Below are 14,850 nucleotides of genomic sequence, written 5' to 3'. Positions count from 1 at the left end.
TATTTACTCAGACTATTTAAGGCGTTTCAAAAATGCGCGCAAGCAAAATGGTCGCAATTAATCGACAGTAAACACAACATTCGGCGCCGTGATTCAGCATGTAACCGGCTCATTCAAAAAGAAAAAGCGGCCTGTCCAGTGGACGGGCCGCCTTCTCTTATGTCGGAGTTAAGCTGTTTGGTTCAGGTGACTTTCCAGCGTGCCGTAGGGTCATTTCGCGCCACCAGGCCAAGCCCGCCGGCGGCGGGTGCCAGTGCGCCGCCACCTGCCTTCGACAGCCAGCGGACGCTGCCATCCGCAACCGCTTCCCGATCAAGCGCCGCGCTGCGGAGCAGATCGGCGCTGCCATCGTTGCGGACCAGCGCCACATTGCGGTCGGCGCCGACCGCGACGACATGGTCGGGCCGTTCGATCGGTGAGAGCATCTGCGCTCCACCGTTCGTCAGCGTGCGGAACTGGGTGGCCGGCAAGGCCGCTGCACTGACGCTGAGCATGCCGTCCACCTGTGCGAGGAACCGACCGGTTGCGGCGGCCGGTGCGAAGCGTTCCGGCAGTGCGCCATTGCCCACCGGAATGCCGAAGTCCGGCGTGCCATCCGCCCGGTAGTAGAGCCGCTGCACGCGGGTATGGCGGTTGGGATCGAACAGCGGATCGCCCTTGATCGCCTCATAGTCGCGGCCGTGATAGACCAGCACGTCCCTGCCCTGCTCGTCGACGGTGAAGCTGTTGTGGCCGGGGCCGTAGACGCCGGTCTCGCGCGAAGTGACGAACACCGGGTCGGGCGACTTGGTCCAGACGCGCGGATCCATCAGGTCGGCATCGTCCGGCGCGGTCAGCAGGCCTAGGCAATAGCGCGCGTCGGTGGCACTCGCCGAATAGGTCATGAACAGCCGGCCGTTGCGGATCAGCGGCGCGGCGCCTTCCGCCACCTTGAAGCCGCGGATCTCCCACGGCAACGTCGGAACGGTCAGCCGCGTCGGCGCGCGCTTGAGCGTTGTCGGCGTCGCCAGCGGCGCGAGATAGAGGTTGGAGTTGGTCTCGATCCCCGGCTCCTTCTGCGCCCAGCAGATATAGCGCGTGCCGCGATGGACGAAGACGGTGGAATCGAGCGTGAAGGTGTCCCACGGCGTTTCCAATTGTCCCATCACGTCCCACTTGGCCGACATCGGATCGGCGCCCAGGCAGCGCAGCACATAGGTGCGGATGCGGAACGGCTCGCCGCCATCGCCCGCGGCGAAATACATGTACCAGCGGCCGTCGATGGAATGGAGTTCGGGCGCCCAGATATAGCCCGCCAGTTTGCCGCTCGCCGGACGGCGCCAGAGCACCGCCTCCTCGGCGGTGGCGAGGCCGGCGATCGTTTTCGACCGACGCAGGATCAGCCGATCATATTCGGGCACCGAGGCGGTCATGTAATAGAGACCATCCTCGTGGCGGAAGATCTGCGCATCGGCACGCTGGCGGACGAGCGGATTCTCCGGCGCGGCGCCCGACTTCGCCGCGGGTTTCGCGGCCAGCAGCCCGGTGGAGGTCGCCGTCGCGGCCGCCGCCGCGCCCAGGAACAGCCGGCGGGAAAGGTCGAATGTCATGGCGGCGCTCCTTCGTCTCAATAATCAGCGACCGGCCAGCCATCGGCGCCCCACCGGATCGGCGCGATCCGCATCGTCGAGGCGCCTTTGTTCTGGCGATCATATGCGTGGTAGACGACATAGTCGGTGCCGTCCTTGTCGCGGAACGCGCCGGGATGGCCCGGTCCACGGAAACGCTGCTGTTCCTGCAGGTCGGCACGCAGGAAGATGGTTCCGCCGCCCTGCATCATCGCGCTACCATCCTTGCCCAGATAGGGCCCGGTGATCGCCTTGGACCGGCCGACGACGGTATAATAGGTGCTGTTCACGCCCTTGCAGCAATAGTCGTAGGAGGCGAGCAGCCAGTAATAACCGCCATGATCGATGATGAACGGCGCCTCCACCGGCGCGGGGCCGCCGGCCGGTGCCGGGCGGCGCGCGATCGACCAGGGCTTTTCGCCCGGCTTCGCAAGCTTGCCGGTCTTCGGATCGAGCGCGAACAGCTTCAACCCGGTCCAGAAACTGCCCAGCGCCAGCCAGTGCTTGCCCTCGCGATCCCTGATGAAATTGGGGTCGATCGCGTTGAAATCATCCTTCTCGGTCGACATCAGCACCATGCCCTCGTCGCGCCAGCCATAGCCGGGCGCGTTGGGATCGAGCGTGGGGCTGGTGAACAGCCCGATCGCCGAGCGGTTCGAACCGAAGGTGGAGACGGCATAATAAAGCCGGTAGCGGCCGTTCACAAACGCGATGTCGGGCGCCCACATCTCCTTGGTGCCGGGGACCGCCTTCACCGCCCAATCGGGGATCTTCGAAAACAGGGGCGCGCCCGCGGTCCAGTGAACGAGATCCTTCGAACTGCGGGTGAGGATGTAGCGGCCGGTATCCCCCGGCACGCCGGTGCCGAAGACATGATAGGTGTCACCCTCGCGGATGATCACCGGGTCATGCGTCGGTGCGAGGTCGCCGGTCAACCGGCTGTTGAGCGTGCCCCCGCCCTTCTCCCCCACCTGCTGCGCCCCGGCCACGCCGACCAGGCCGATCATCGCGGCCAACCCCAACAGCATCGATCGCGTCATCGTCCGTCTCCCATTGGCCAGTTATATTTTATCGGGTCGAAGAACGGGCGCGCGACGATCCATCGCGCGCCCGCCGGCCTCATTGCAGGTCGAGCATCACCACCGACTTCGCCGGCAGGGTCACGCTCAGCACGCCGCCATCGATCCGCGCGCCGCTGAACGGCACCGGCTTCACCGTATCCGGCGCGTCGAAGCTGTTGAGCGCGTTCATCGCGTTGGCGGTCAGCACGCGGCCGCTCACGCCAGCTGCCGAGAGGCCCTGCAGCTTCACCGTGATCGTATGCGGCTTGTTGGGATCGAGGTTGGAAAGGCCGACATGGACCTTGCCGTCCTTCGCCCGCACCGCCGAACCGCTCACCGCCGGCATGTTCCAGGCATCCTTGGCGTACCAGGGCGAGTCGATCTCGATCGGCAGCACCGTCGCGTCCTGATAGGGCTTGTACATCTCGAAGACATGATAGGTGGGCGTCAGCACCATCTTCCTGCCGTCGGTCAGGATCATCGCCTGCAGCACGTTTACCATCTGTGCGATGGCGGTCATCTTCACGCGGTCGGCATGGCGGGCGAAGATGTCGAGGTTGATCGAGGTGACCAGCGCGTCGCGCAGCGTGTTCTGCTGACGCAGGAAGCCGGGATTGGTGCCGGGGTCGCCGGCATACCACGTCCCCCATTCGTCCACCGCCAGCCACACGCGCTTCTTCGGATCATATTTGTCCATGACAGCGCTGTGCTTGGAGATCAGGTCCTCCATCTTGCGCGCGCCGGCAAGCGTCTCGGCCCAGCCAGCCTCGTCGAAGTCGACCGCGGAATGGCGCGGCGGCCAGCCGCCGGGCACGGTGTAATAGTGCAGCGACAAGGCATCGACCTTGTCGGCCGCCATCTTCATCATCGTCTCGGTCCAGGACACGTCGTCGCCGTTTGCGCCAGATGCGATCTTGAGGATCTTGGTGCCGGCCGGCGCCTTGATGAAAGTGGCATAGCGGCGGGTGACGTCCGCCGCATATTCGGCGCGCATATTGCCGCCGCAGCCCCACAATTCGTTGCCGATGCCGAAATAGGGCAGCGCCCACGGCTCCTTATGGCCGTTGCGCGCGCGCTCGTCGGCAAGGCTGCCGGCGGGCGAGGTGATATATTCCACCCACTCCGCCATTTCCTGCGGGGTGCCGTTGCCGACATTGCCCGAGATATAGGCTTCCGAGCCCATCTGGCGGACCAGTTCCATGAACTCGTGCGTGCCGACAGTGTTGGGTTCGGTCACGCCGCCCCAATGGGTGTTGATCTTCACCGGCCGCTTGGCGCGCGCGCCGACGCCCTCGCGCCAGTGATATTCGTCGGCGAAGCAGCCGCCCGGCCAGCGTACCACCGGCACCGAAAGCTGCTTGAGCGCTGCGATCACATCGTTGCGGAAGCCGTTGGTGTTGGGGATGGAGCGGTCGTTGCCAACCCACAGCCCCTCATAGATCCCGTGGCCGAGATGCTCGGCGAACTGGGTGAAGATGCGCCGGTCATAGACCGGGCCCGGCTTGTCCGCGCTGATCGTGGCGGTGGCAGCCTCCTCCGTGGCGGTCTGCGCGGCCGCAGGTGCCGCGAGCGCGGCGGTAGTCAACAAAAGCGCGGCGGTTGCGCGGCGCAAGGTGGCGATCATTCTTTCCCTCTCCCTTGGTTCAGTCGTGAAAGGCGTCTGTTGTCTGGCGGCGGCCGCACAGGAAGGCGTCGGCCACGATGCGCAGCGGGTCGGTATCGACGTCGCTGCGCCCGCCGCGGATCAGATTGGCGAAACGGCTGTAGAGCCCGGCATATTCGACATCCTCGCCATGATCGGTGCCGCCGGGCAATGAGAGCACCGCGCCGCCCTGCGACAGCCGCAAGGCGCCAGCGTCAGTCTCGACGATGATATCCCAGATCTGCGGGCCCGTCTGCCTCCAGTCGAAATCGACCGAGACCGGCGCGCCCGCGATATCCAGCAACTCAAGCTCGGCGGCAATCGGCGCTTCGCGGTTCGTCGGCACGGTCAGGGTCGCCGTCTTGAGGAAGATCGGCCGCGGCAGGATATGCGTGACGATCGAGAGCGCGTTGATCCCCGGATCGAACACGCCGAGCCCGCCCGGCTGCCAGATCCATGCCTGCCCCGGATGCCAGACGCGCACATCTTCGCGCCAGATGACCTGCACGCGATCAATGCGTCGTGCCGCCAGCCATGCCCGCGCCGGCGCGACGCCGGCGGCGAAGCGCGAATGCCAGGCGGCGAACAAGGTTGCGCCCACCTTGTCGGCGCGCGCCTGCAACGCCGCGACCTCGCTCAAGGTCGCCCCCGGCGGCTTTTCGAGCAACACGTGCACGCCGCGCTTCAGCGCCGTGACGGCCAGGTCATGGCGCACCTGCGGCGGCGTGCACAGCGCGATGGCATCGACTGCCGGTCCCTCGGCGAGCAACGCGTCTAGGGTGGCGAGATGCGGCACAGTGTCGATGCCATGATCGTGTGGGCTGACCGTCGCCGCGAGGCTGAACGTGCCATTCCCCGCGATCGCCGGCAGATGCTGGTCGCGCGCGATCTTGCCGAGCCCGACCACCGCGATGCGGATCGGGTCCATCGCTCAGAGCGCCTTGACGGCTACCGGAACGGCTTCCTCCTCGCTTCGGGCCAGCGGGTTCGCAAGCGGCAGGGTGAAAGGTGCCGCCGCGATCTCGAACACGTCGCCCGGCTGCGTCTGGATGCCGTCGCTGAACGACAATGTCGCCGTACCGAAGAAATGGACGTGGACATCACCCGGCTTGCGGAACAGCGCATATTTGAAATGGTGCGCCTCCAGATTGGCGAGCGTGTGCGACATGTTCGCCTCGCCCGACAGAAAGGGCTTTTCCCACAGCGTCTCGCCGTCGCGCAGGATGCGGCTGGTGCCCTCGACGCCTGCTGGCGGCGCGCCGACCAGCAGTTCGGCGCCGATCGCCGCCTGGCGCAGCTTGGAATGGGCGAGCCACAGATAATTGTGGCGCTCGGTCACGTGGTCGCTGAACTCGTTGGCGAGGCACAGCCCCAGCCGGAACGGCGTGCCGTCCGGCCCGATCACATAGATGCCGGCCAGTTCGGGCTCCTCGCCGCCATCCTTGGCGAAAGGCGGCATGGTCAGCGGCGCGCCGGGGCCGACGAGTTGCGAACCGTCGCCCTTGTAGAACCATTCGGGCTGCTGGCCGAAGCTGCCCGCCTCGGGCTTGCCGCCCTCCAGCCCTTCCAGGAACATGCGCATGGAGTCAGTCTTGGTCGCGGCGGCCGCGGCCTCGCGGTGCATCTTGTCGCGCCCCTCGGCCGAGCCGAGATGGGTGAGGCCGGTGCCAGTCATCCACAGATGCGCGGGATCGTCATGGTCGATCGGTGCGAGCAGCCGGCCGGCTTCTGCCTCGGCGGCGATGTCGATGGCAGCGCCCTTGCCACGCGCCGCGACCGCATCGGCCAGCCCCTGCCCCGCCGCGATCGCCTCGAGCGCAAGCGCGCGAACAGTCTCGACACCCGGCACGATCCAAGCCGCATCGTCCTCGGCAGCGATCACCGCGCGCGCACCGTCGGCACCGCGCTGCTGCAGCAAACGGAAAGCCATCAACATTCTCCCCTTCAGGCGCCGTCCAGGCGACGCGGTCCGCATGTCACGGCCACCGGCCGTCGTCGCGCGTCGGCTTATTTACTCCGACATATTAGAGCAAGCGCGCATTGGCAATGTTTGTCGTTTCCCGGCTCCACCTTCGCTGTTAGGTGTGACGCGGGGAGGACGGCGATGATGCCATCGAATGCGGCGGACGAGGAAAAGGGCCAGGCGGAAAGCGCACCCGCGCCGCGGCCGACCCGGGGCCCCGGTCGTCGCCTGCACGGCGCCGTCGCGCACAAGCTGGGCGTCGCGATCGTTTCGGGAGAATATGCCCCGGGTGATACGCTTTCGGGCGAGGTCGCCTTCGCCGAGGAACTCGAAGTATCGCGCAGCGCCTATCGCGAAGCGGTGCAGGTGCTGACCGCCAAGGGCCTGGTCGAAAGCCGACCCAAGGCCGGCACCCGCGTGCTGCCGCGCAACCGCTGGAACCTGCTCGATCCCGATGTGCTCGCCTGGGCGTTCGCCGGTGAGCCGGATGTGGACTTCGTGCGGAATCTTTTCGAACTGCGTGCGATCGTCGAGCCTGCCGCGGCCCGGCTGGCGGCGGAACGGCGCGACCGCGCCGACCTGAAGACGATGAAGGATGCGCTGGCGGCGATGCGGCGCTTCACCTTGGCGACCGACGCCGGCCGTGCCGCCGACCGCGATTTTCACAACGCCATATTGCAGGCGACGCACAACGACGCACTGATGGCGCTCACCGCGAGCATCGGCGCCGCAGTCAACTGGACGACGCAGTTCAAGCAGCGCTCGCGCGCCTTGCCGCGCAACCCGATCCCCGATCATGCCCGCGTCTATGATGCGATCGCGGCCGGCGATGGGGGTGCCGCGGCGACGGCGATGCGCACGCTGGTCGACCTCGCGCTGGAGGATACGCGCAGCTCGATGGAACGCTGAGCGGCCGACTTGCGCTTGTCAGAATAGTCAGACAAGAGAGGCGCCAAGCCGCGGCGACAGGCGCCAGCGACGGGGAGAAGGCAATGCGGAAGGTAAGCAGGCTGTTGGGTGCGGTGGCGTGGCTGGCCGCGGTCCAATTGGCGAATGGAACGGCGATCGCCGGAGAGGCGAGCCGGGCCCCGGCGGGCAAGCTCGCGGACGGCACCGCGATCGAGGCGATCACGCTCAAGAACAGCCATGGCGTTTCGGCGACGATCCTGACCTATGGCGCCACGCTGCAAACGATGGTCGCCCCGGACCGGGCCGGAAAGCCGGCCGACATCCTGCTCGGCTATGACAAGCTCGACGGTTATGTCGAGCAGCCCAATTACTTCGGCGTCACTGTCGGCCGCTATGCCAACCGCATCTCCGGCGGCCGCTTCACGCTTGATGGCAAGACCTACCAACTGCCGCTGAACGACAAGGTCAACTCGTTGCATGGCGGTGAAAAGGGTTTCGACAAGGTCGCCTGGGCGGTGCGCTCGCTGAAGAGCGGCCCCTCTGCCAGCGTGGTGCTCAGCTACAAGAGTGCGGACGGCGAGCAGGGCTACCCGGGGGCGCTCGACGTTACGGTCACCTATGCGCTGGACGAACAAGGCGCGCTGACGATCAGCTTCGACGCGACCACCGACAAGCCCACGGTCGTCAACATGACCAATCATGCGCTGTTCAACCTCGCGGGCGGCGGCACCGCCGAGAACCATGTGCTGACAATCCCGGCCAAGGCCTACACGCCGGTCAACGACAAGCTGATCCCAACCGGCGAGCTACGCGCGGTCGAAGGCACAGTGTTCGACTTCCGGGCGCCCCACGCGCTGGTTCCCGGCATCCGCGACGGCCGCGACGAACAGATCCGCTTCGGCCACGGCTATGATCACAACTATGCGCTCGACAAGGGCGCGACTGCCAAGCCCGAACTGGCCGCGCGACTGGAAGATCCCGCATCGGGCCGGGTGCTCGAAGTGCTGACCACCGAGCCCGGCGTGCAGTTCTATACCGGCAACTTCCTCGATGGCACCTATATCGGCAAGGGCGGCGCGCTCTACCGCATGGGTGACGGCGTCGCGCTGGAGCCGCAGAAATTCCCGGACTCGCCCAATCAGCCGAAATTCCTCTCGGCTCGGGTCGATCCCGGCAAGCCCTACCACCATGTGATGGTCTACAAAGTCTCGGTCGCCAAATAACGAGCCTGAAAGTGGTGGCGGCCAGCGATCAGGCCGCCACGACCTCCTCGCGCGCCGCCGCCAACGCAGCCACCGCCGCCGCTTGCCCCGCCTTGCGGCCGAAGAAGGTGCAATCCGCGAGACTCATCCCCGAACTATAACCATGCCCGGAGCGCGGCAGGCCTGATGTCGCGCGGCCGGCGGCGAACAGGCCGGGGACCGGCGCACCGCCCCGGTCGAGCACTTCGCCGCTCGGCAATGTCGACAGCCCGCCGAGCGTGAAGAAGGAGAAATAGCTGCCGGGAAAGCTGAGTTCGAGCGCGGCGTAAGGCGGCTCGTCCAGCACCTTCAGCCATTTCGCCGCCTTGTGGCAGACCGGATCATGCCCCTCCGCCGCATAGCGGTTGAAGGTGCGGACGGTGGCGGCGAGCGTGTCTTCGGGAAGTCCCAGTTCGCGCTCTACCTCTTCCCAGGTCTCGCCGACCGCGGCGATGTCGATCCGCGCAAGTTCGATCGGGCGCGCAAAGATCGCATTGTCGACGAGCAGCCAGACGCGATCGCCGGGCTGGTCGACCATCATCCGGCTCACCCGGCCATGATAGCAATCCTCGTTGATGAAGCGCTGGCCGCGGCTGTTGACGAAGATGCCCTTCACCAGACTTTCAGGCATGATCCACGGGCAGGTGGTGAAGAACTCGTCCATGTGAATCGCGTCGCCGCCGGCGCTCATCCCCATCAATATGCCCGAGCCGTTGTCATTCTCGCCGATCGGATCGGTCAGCTTGAGCGCTCCGGGCGCATAGCGGCGCAGCATGTCGTTGTTCATGCAAAAGCCGCCGGTGCAGATCACCACCGCGCCGGCTCGGACATAGACCGGACGGTTGTCGATGCGAGCGACCAGCCCCATGACCTGCTGGCCATCGGCGATCAGCGACAAGACCCGCGCATCCGTACGCACCTCGACCCCGGCCGCGCGGGCATTGCGTTCGAGGATGTCGACCAGCTTGCGGCCGCCGCCCCAGCCGTCCCACTGGATGACATGGCCGCGCGGCGCCGGCGTCGCCGCCTCGCTATAGGGCCAGGCCTCCTCGCTGCCCGACCAGATCAACGTGTCGTCGGTTGCCGGCTCGATGATCTTGCCCGGCACGAAGGTGCCCTTATAGGGTACGCCCTGCGCCTTCAGCCAGGCAAAATGGTCGAGGCTCTCGGCGGCATAGAGATCGCATTTGGCGACATCGGCATCCGGCCCGCCAGCCATCTTCAGATAGGCTGCAAGCGCCTCAACGCCATCCTCGAAGCCCGCGGCACGCTGCACGTCCGTCCCGCCGCCGATATAGATCTCGCCGCCCGACAGCGCCGAGGCGCCGCCGCTGCCAGAGGCCATCTCGAACAAGGTGACGCGGGCCCCACCCCGCGCCGCTTCCAGCGCAGCGCAGGCGCCCGACGCGCCGAAGCCGATGACGGCAACGTCGGTCTCGATATCCCAGCCCGGCACCGCGTCCACCGGCAGCGGCCGGTGCAGCGATCCCTCGCTCACGCCGCCGCCTCGCGCGCCTTGACCATGTCGAGCGCGACGTCGACGATCATGTCCTCCTGTCCACCAACCATGCGGCGGCGACCGAGTTCAACGAGGATCGTGCGGGTATCGAGGCCATGATCCGCCGCCGCCTTCTCGGCGTGGCGCAGGAAGCTCGAATAGACCCCGGCATAGCCGAGTGCCAATGTCTCGCGGTCCACCCGTACCGGCCGATCCTGCAGGGGACGGACGAGATCCTCCGCCGCATCCATCAGCTTCATCACATCGGTCCCGTGGTTCCAGCCCTTGCGGTCAGCGGCGGCAGCGAACACCTCTAGCGGCGCGTTGCCAGCGCCGGCGCCCATGCCGGCGAGGCTCGCGTCGATGCGCACCGCGCCTTCCTGCGCCGCGACGATCGAATTGGCGACGCCCAGCGACAGATTGTGATGCGCATGCATGCCGCGCTGCGTTTCGGGCTTGAGCACGCGATCATAGGCGCGGAAGCGATCGCGCACGCCATCCATGTCGAGTGCGCCGCCGCTGTCGGTCACATAGACGCAGTGCGCACCATAGGATTCCATCAGCACCGCCTGCTGCGCCAGCGCCTCGGGCTCGATCATGTGGCTCATCATCAGAAAGCCGGCGACGTCCATGCCGAGGTCGCGGGCGATGCCGATATGCTGTTTCGAGACATCCGCCTCGGTGCAATGCGTCGCGACGCGCACCGATCGCACGCCCAGATCATAGGCACGGCGCAGTTCGTCGACCGTGCCGACGCCGGGCAGGATCAATGTCGTCAGCACCGAGCGTTCGAGCACCTCGGCCACCGCTTCCAGCCATTCCCAGTCGGTATGCGCGCCGAAGCCATAGTTGAAGCTTGCGCCGTTGAGGCCATCGCCATGCGCCACCTCGATCGCATCGACGCCGGCCTCGTCGAGCGCCTTGGCGATGCTGCGGACATGATCGATGCCATACATGTGGCGGATCGCGTGCATGCCGTCACGCAAGGTCACATCCTGGATGTAGAGCTTGTCGGTCTCGACGTCGAACCGGCTCATGCCGCCACCTTCCGCTTTTCGAGGATCTTCTGCGCGAGCAGTTCGCCGGTCGCCTTGGCGGCGGCGGTCATGATGTCGAGATTGCCCGAGTAGCTGGGGAGATAGTCGCCCGCCCCTTCGACCTCGAGGAAGATCGAGGTCTTCAGCCCGGTGAACTCCCCACGGCCGGGGATCTTCAGCCGGTTATTGTCACCGAAGCGCTCGAATTGCACCTCCTGCTTCAGCCGATAGCCCGGCACATAGGCCTGCACCGCCTCGACCATCGCCTTCACAGACGCGCGGATCGTCTCCTCGTCCGCGCCTTCCGACAGGGTGAACACGGTGTCGCGCATGATCATCGGCGGTTCGGCCGGGTTGAGGATGATGATCGCCTTGCCCTGCGCCGCCCCGCCGACCTCCTCGATCGCGCGCGCGGTGGTGCGGGTGAACTCGTCGATATTGGCGCGCGTGCCGGGCCCGGCCGAGCGCGACGAGACCGAGGCGACGATCTCCGCATAATGGACGGTCGCCACCCGGCTGACCGCGGCCACCATCGGGATCGTCGCCTGCCCCCCACATGTCACCATGTTCACATTGGACTGGTCGAGATGCGCCTCCATATTGACCGGCGGCACGGTGAACGGCCCGATCGCCGCTGGCGTCAGGTCCACCACCTGCTTTCCGTCGCCTCGCAGCACCGCATCGTGCGCCTTGTGCGCATAGGCGGAGGTGGCGTCGAAGACGATGCCGATCTCGTCATAGCCCGGCAACGCCTTCAGTCCGTCGATGCCCTCATGCGTCGTCGCCACCCCGCGCTCGCGCGCCATTGCCAGCCCTTCCGACGCGGGATCGATGCCGACCACCGCCGCCAGCTCCATATTCTGCGGATATTTGAGCATCTTGATCATCAGGTCGGTGCCGATGTTGCCCGATCCGATGATCGCCGCCTTCACCCGTGCCACAGCATTCTCCTCAGACGAAGCGGGCGGCCGCGCGCCCCACGCCATGCAATTCCATTTCGAAGACGTCACCCGCCTTGGCCGGCGCCAGCGGCACGAGGCTGCCGGAAAGGATCACGTCCCCGGCATCGAGCGTGACGCCATAGGCGCCGAGCGTATTGGCGAGCCACGCGACCGCCTCAGCCGGCGATCCCTGCACCGCCGAGCCATAGCCTTCGGACAGCGGCTCGCCATTCTTGGTCACCGTCACGCGCAGCGCCGGCAGGTCATGCGTCGCGGCGGACGCGCGCGCCTCGCCGAGCACGAACACGCCGCAGGAGGCATTGTCTGCCACCGTATCGACGATGCCGATCTTCCAGTCGGCGATGCGGCTGTCGACGATCTCGAAGCAGGGCGCGATGCTCTCCGTCGCCGTGATCACCTGTTCGGCGGTGACGCCGGGGCCCTTCAGCGGATTCTTCAGGATGAACGCGATCTCGGCCTCGGCGCGCGGCTGGATCAGGCCGTGCGCATCGATATCGATGGTCTCGCCGTCGATCAGCATCCGGTCGGTCAGGAACCCGAAATCGGGCTGATGTACGCCCAGCATGTCCTGCACCGCCTTCGAGGTGACGCCGATCTTCTTGCCGACAACGCGCTCGCCATCCGCCGTACGCCGATCGAGGACGGCGAGCGAGATCGCATAGGCATCGTCGATCGTCAGCGCCGCGTCCTGCCCGCTCAGCGGCGGCACGGTCTGCCGGTCGCGCAGCGCGCGGTAGAGCGTCTCCGCCCAGGCGCCCCGGTCAGCCATTGAGGAAGGCCAGAGCGTAGCGGTTGAACTCGGCGGCGCGCTCCACCTGCACCCAGTGGCCGACGCCGTTGAAGGTCATAAAGCGCACGTCCGGGCAGGCTTCGAGGAAGCGCTGCGCGCCCGAGGCGGGGCAGAAATCGTCCTGCAGCCCCCAAAAGCCGAAGATCGGCATGGTCAGTTCGCCCAGCCGCGGCGCGAGGTTGGGCGTGCGCATCCGCGCCAGCACATCCTTGGACTGGGTCCGCGCCACCGCATAACGCTCCGCCACCAGTTCGTCGGTCACGGTCGACGGATCGTAGACGAGGTTCGTGATCAGCGCGCGCTGGTCCTCCAGCGAGAATTCCGGGCTGCCGAAACTCGACTTCATCTTGGCGATACCGGGCATTGCGAAATAGACCGGCAGTTCCTCGATGCAGCCCGGCGCCATCATCACCAGCTTCACGACAAAGCCCGGATGGTCGAACGCGATCTGCATCGCGACGCCGCCGCCCAGCGAATTGCCGACGAGGATTGCCGACGTCACGCCGGCCTGAGCGAGCGCGTCAAACACTGTGTCGGTGAAGAGTTGCAGCGTATAGTCGATGCCCTCGGGCTTCGACGATGCGCCATAGCCGATCATGTCGGGCAGCAGCACGCGATAGCCCGCCGCGACGAATTCATCGGCATTGAGCCGGAAGTTGGATGCGCCCGACGCCCCCGGTCCGCTACCGTGCAGGAATGCCACGGCGGGGCCGCTGCCGGCTTCCGCCATGCTGATCTCATATCCCCCCGCCACCTGATAGGCGGTTCGCGTATATGTCGCGGTCATTGCCGCTCCCTCTCCTGGTTTATGGTCGTCCGCTCAGAGGAACAGGAAGGACGGCGGTTCGCCGTTCAGCGTGTTCACCAGATCCGGCGCCATATTGTTGGGATCATTGGCGACGTGCGCGCGCGCCGCATTGATGTCGAGCCAGGGCTGCACGATCGGGCTCGACATGTAGATCGCCCGGCCGCCCAGCAGCGGCATGAGATCGTCGACCAGATCGGCGCAGCGCCGCGCGACGGTGGAGGACTGATAGCGGTTGAGCGCGCGTTCCTGCATCGTCATCGGCTCGCCGCGCTCGGCCTTCGCCAGTGCCGCGTCGAAGCTCGCCGTCAGCGCCGCTTCCATCTCAACGAGCTGCGCATAGGCCCGCGCGATCGCCGCCATCAGCACCGGATCGGTCTTGGAGGCCTTGCCGGTATTGGTCGAGACGCGATCCTTCGCGATCCGCATTGCCGCGTTGATCGCCGCGCGCGTGCCGCCCAGCGCCGCGGAGGAAACGGAGCGCACGAAGATCTGCGCCCAGGGCAGGCTGAACAGCGGCGCCTTGTTCTCCTGCTGCCCCGGATTGGTGCACAGGAAGCCGTCCGCTGCGCGGTGGGTGCGATAGTCAGGCACGAACGCGCGCTCGACCACCACGTCATGGCTGCCCGTGCCCTGCAAGCCGAACGTGTCCCATTTCTCGTCGATGCTATAATCGGCGCGGGGCACCAGGAAGGTGCGCATGTCGGGCGCCTCCCCTTCCGCCTTGGGCGGCACCAGCGCGCCGAGCAGCACCCATTGGCAATGCTGCGACCCCGAGGAAAAGCCCCAGCGCCCGGAGAGATAGAAACCGCCCTCGGCATGCTCCACCTTGCCAACCGGCTGATAGGAGGAGGAGACGAGCACACTATTGTCCTCGCCCCACACCTCGGTCTGCGCGCGATCGGAGAACAGCGCGAGTTCGTAGGGATGGCAGCCGACGACGCCATAGACCCAGCCCGTCGACATGCAGCCCTCGGCAATCAGCTTGAGGATGTCGAAGAAGACATTGGGATGCATCTCATAGCCGCCCCAGCGTTTGGGCTGGAGCACGCGGAAAAAGCCCGCCGCCTGCATCTCGACGATCGATTCGTCGGGCACCTTTCGATCGGCCGTCGCCCTGCGCGCCCGCGCCTGCAACGCCGGAATCATCGCCCGCGCCCGCTCGACCAGCTCTTCCGGACTGGGGATATCCGTCGCATCCATCCTGAGCGCCGTCGCCATAGCTCCCTCCTGCACGCCTCACACCTTATCTTTCACCAGCATTCGTAATGATGGCTAGTGATTTTTACGCAAACCGTCAACTGCATCGACTCATTATCGCGAGAGTCGATCTAG

General features: G+C 66.2%; 13 protein-coding genes. 2 read left to right on the top strand and 11 right to left on the bottom strand.

Annotated elements, in window-relative coordinates:
• Positions 1–182 precede the first annotated feature (182 nt).
• The 5 genes from FHS96_RS05540 to araD1 all read right to left on the bottom strand — a co-directional run bounded on the left by FHS96_RS05540 (position 183) and on the right by araD1 (position 6,240).
• Positions 183–1,589, bottom strand: a complete 1,407-nt coding sequence (locus FHS96_RS05540; protein WP_429588485.1) for a glycoside hydrolase family 43 protein — start codon at positions 1,587–1,589, stop codon at positions 183–185.
• A 17-nt stretch (positions 1,590–1,606) separates the two neighbouring features.
• Complete coding sequence (locus tag FHS96_RS05535) at positions 1,607–2,647, bottom strand: arabinan endo-1,5-alpha-L-arabinosidase (RefSeq protein ID WP_429588484.1); 1,041 nt, start codon at positions 2,645–2,647, stop codon at positions 1,607–1,609.
• A gap of 79 nt (positions 2,648–2,726) precedes the next feature.
• Positions 2,727–4,292 (bottom strand): alpha-N-arabinofuranosidase, encoded by a 1,566-nt coding sequence (locus FHS96_RS05530; protein ID WP_429588483.1) that lies wholly within the window; start codon positions 4,290–4,292, stop codon positions 2,727–2,729.
• Positions 4,293–4,311: 19 nt separating this feature from the next.
• Positions 4,312–5,238 carry a Gfo/Idh/MocA family protein gene (locus FHS96_RS05525; RefSeq protein WP_429588482.1) on the bottom strand — a complete coding sequence of 309 codons (927 nt, stop codon included), beginning with the start codon at positions 5,236–5,238 and terminating at the stop codon, positions 4,312–4,314.
• Between the two features lie 3 nt (positions 5,239–5,241).
• A complete protein-coding gene (gene araD1, locus FHS96_RS05520) occupies positions 5,242–6,240 on the bottom strand; it encodes an AraD1 family protein (RefSeq protein ID WP_429588481.1) in 999 nt (332 codons plus the stop codon).
• Positions 6,241–6,417: 177 nt separating this feature from the next.
• On the opposite strand from araD1, the gene FHS96_RS05515 reads away from it, so the two are divergent.
• Positions 6,418–7,182 (top strand): FadR/GntR family transcriptional regulator, encoded by a 765-nt coding sequence (locus FHS96_RS05515; protein WP_429589631.1) that lies wholly within the window; start codon positions 6,418–6,420, stop codon positions 7,180–7,182.
• Positions 7,183–7,265: 83 nt separating this feature from the next.
• Positions 7,266–8,405, top strand: a complete 1,140-nt coding sequence (locus FHS96_RS05510; RefSeq protein ID WP_429588480.1) for an aldose epimerase family protein — start codon at positions 7,266–7,268, stop codon at positions 8,403–8,405.
• 28 nt (positions 8,406–8,433) lie between these two features.
• Here FHS96_RS05510 and FHS96_RS05505 read toward each other — a convergent pair whose 3' ends face one another.
• From FHS96_RS05505 to FHS96_RS05480, 6 genes are read right to left on the bottom strand one after another with little or no spacing between them, the layout of a single operon-like run.
• Positions 8,434–9,921 carry an FAD-dependent oxidoreductase gene (locus FHS96_RS05505; RefSeq protein ID WP_429588479.1) on the bottom strand — a complete coding sequence of 496 codons (1,488 nt, stop codon included), beginning with the start codon at positions 9,919–9,921 and terminating at the stop codon, positions 8,434–8,436.
• Complete coding sequence (gene dmpG, locus FHS96_RS05500; RefSeq protein WP_429588478.1) at positions 9,918–10,958, bottom strand: 4-hydroxy-2-oxovalerate aldolase; 1,041 nt, start codon at positions 10,956–10,958, stop codon at positions 9,918–9,920. Before dmpG ends, FHS96_RS05505 begins: the two co-directional genes overlap by 4 nt.
• Positions 10,955–11,899, bottom strand: a complete 945-nt coding sequence (locus tag FHS96_RS05495; protein ID WP_429588477.1) for an acetaldehyde dehydrogenase (acetylating) — start codon at positions 11,897–11,899, stop codon at positions 10,955–10,957. The genes dmpG and FHS96_RS05495 overlap by 4 nt, the downstream gene beginning before the upstream one ends.
• 10 nt (positions 11,900–11,909) lie before the next feature.
• Positions 11,910–12,689 (bottom strand): fumarylacetoacetate hydrolase family protein, encoded by a 780-nt coding sequence (locus FHS96_RS05490; RefSeq protein ID WP_429588476.1) that lies wholly within the window; start codon positions 12,687–12,689, stop codon positions 11,910–11,912.
• Positions 12,682–13,497, bottom strand: a complete 816-nt coding sequence (locus tag FHS96_RS05485; protein WP_429588475.1) for an alpha/beta fold hydrolase — start codon at positions 13,495–13,497, stop codon at positions 12,682–12,684. Before FHS96_RS05485 ends, FHS96_RS05490 begins: the two co-directional genes overlap by 8 nt.
• Before the next feature lie 33 nt (positions 13,498–13,530).
• The gene (locus FHS96_RS05480; protein ID WP_429588474.1) at positions 13,531–14,736 is read right to left on the bottom strand and encodes an acyl-CoA dehydrogenase family protein; all 1,206 of its coding nucleotides are present in this window, start codon (positions 14,734–14,736) and stop codon (positions 13,531–13,533) included.
• Positions 14,737–14,850 lie beyond the last annotated feature (114 nt).

The sequence above is a fragment of the Sphingomonas zeicaulis genome, from assembly GCF_050433225.1.
In the GTDB taxonomy this organism is placed as follows: domain Bacteria; phylum Pseudomonadota; class Alphaproteobacteria; order Sphingomonadales; family Sphingomonadaceae; genus Sphingomonas_D; species Sphingomonas_D zeicaulis.
The sequence above is the reverse complement of the archived record's forward strand: the minus strand, read 5'-3'. Positions and strand labels throughout refer to the sequence as shown.

Coding starts and splice junctions, on each gene's coding strand:
- FHS96_RS05490 (WP_429588476.1), bottom strand. CDS start 12,689: ATGGCTGACCGGGGCGCCTGGGCGGAGACGCTCTACCGCGCGCTGCGC.
- FHS96_RS05535 (WP_429588484.1), bottom strand. CDS start 2,647: ATGACGCGATCGATGCTGTTGGGGTTGGCCGCGATGATCGGCCTGGTC.
- FHS96_RS05525 (WP_429588482.1), bottom strand. CDS start 5,238: ATGGACCCGATCCGCATCGCGGTGGTCGGGCTCGGCAAGATCGCGCGC.
- FHS96_RS05510 (WP_429588480.1), top strand. CDS start 7,266: ATGCGGAAGGTAAGCAGGCTGTTGGGTGCGGTGGCGTGGCTGGCCGCG.
- FHS96_RS05540 (WP_429588485.1), bottom strand. CDS start 1,589: ATGACATTCGACCTTTCCCGCCGGCTGTTCCTGGGCGCGGCGGCGGCC.
- araD1 (WP_429588481.1), bottom strand. CDS start 6,240: ATGGCTTTCCGTTTGCTGCAGCAGCGCGGTGCCGACGGTGCGCGCGCG.
- FHS96_RS05485 (WP_429588475.1), bottom strand. CDS start 13,497: ATGACCGCGACATATACGCGAACCGCCTATCAGGTGGCGGGGGGATAT.
- FHS96_RS05515 (WP_429589631.1), top strand. CDS start 6,418: ATGCCATCGAATGCGGCGGACGAGGAAAAGGGCCAGGCGGAAAGCGCA.
- dmpG (WP_429588478.1), bottom strand. CDS start 10,958: ATGAGCCGGTTCGACGTCGAGACCGACAAGCTCTACATCCAGGATGTG.
- FHS96_RS05480 (WP_429588474.1), bottom strand. CDS start 14,736: ATGGCGACGGCGCTCAGGATGGATGCGACGGATATCCCCAGTCCGGAA.
- FHS96_RS05530 (WP_429588483.1), bottom strand. CDS start 4,292: ATGATCGCCACCTTGCGCCGCGCAACCGCCGCGCTTTTGTTGACTACC.